This is a genomic window from Paraclostridium sp. MRS3W1, from assembly GCF_032465715.1.
Lineage (GTDB): Bacteria > Bacillota > Clostridia > Peptostreptococcales > Peptostreptococcaceae > Paraclostridium > Paraclostridium dentum.
This window is the reverse complement of record NZ_JAWDJM010000140.1, coordinates 1-492: the sequence shown is the minus strand read 5'-3', so window position 1 is coordinate 492 and position 492 is coordinate 1. Positions and strand designations below refer to the sequence as shown.

Here is a 492-nt window from a genome sequence, read left to right as displayed (position 1 = left end):
CCGTGGGAATATGGCTCAGTTGGTAGAGCAATTGACTGTTAATCAATGGGTCACAGGTTCGAGTCCTGTTATTCCCGCCAATATGCTAGTGTGGCTCAACGGTAGAGCAGCTGACTTGTAATCAGCAGGTTGTAGGTTCGATTCCTATCACTAGCTCCAACGTGGAGGATTTCCCGAGCGGCCAAAGGGGGCAGACTGTAAATCTGTTATCGACGATTTCGGTGGTTCGAATCCACCATCCTCCACCAACTTAATAATTTGCGCGGATGTGGCGGAATTGGCAGACGCACCAGACTTAGGATCTGGCGCCTATGGCGTGGGGGTTCGACTCCCTTCATCCGCACCAATTGTACTATGCGGGAATAGTTCAGTGGTAGAGCGCAACCTTGCCAAGGTTGAAGTCGCGAGTTCGAATCTCGTTTCCCGCTCCAAATAAAATAATGTGGGTGCATAGCTCAGCTGGATAGAGCAACGCCCTTCTAAGGCGTGTGT

Annotated in this window: 5 tRNA genes; all 5 read left to right on the top strand. The window is 50.8% G+C overall.

The features are described from left to right. Positions 1-4 precede the first annotated feature (4 nt). The 5 genes from RWY47_RS11250 to RWY47_RS11230 all read left to right on the top strand — a co-directional run bounded on the left by RWY47_RS11250 (position 5) and on the right by RWY47_RS11230 (position 431). Positions 5-80: transfer RNA gene (locus tag RWY47_RS11250), tRNA-Asn, on the top strand. 4 nt (positions 81-84) lie between these two features. Then, positions 85-159, top strand: a tRNA-Thr gene (locus tag RWY47_RS11245). 4 nt (positions 160-163) lie between these two features. Next, a tRNA-Tyr gene (locus tag RWY47_RS11240) sits at positions 164-248 on the top strand. Positions 249-262: 14 nt separating this feature from the next. Further along, a tRNA-Leu gene (locus RWY47_RS11235) sits at positions 263-346 on the top strand. Between the two features lie 10 nt (positions 347-356). Further along, positions 357-431 (top strand) — tRNA-Gly (locus RWY47_RS11230). The last annotated feature ends 61 nt before the right edge of the window (positions 432-492 follow it).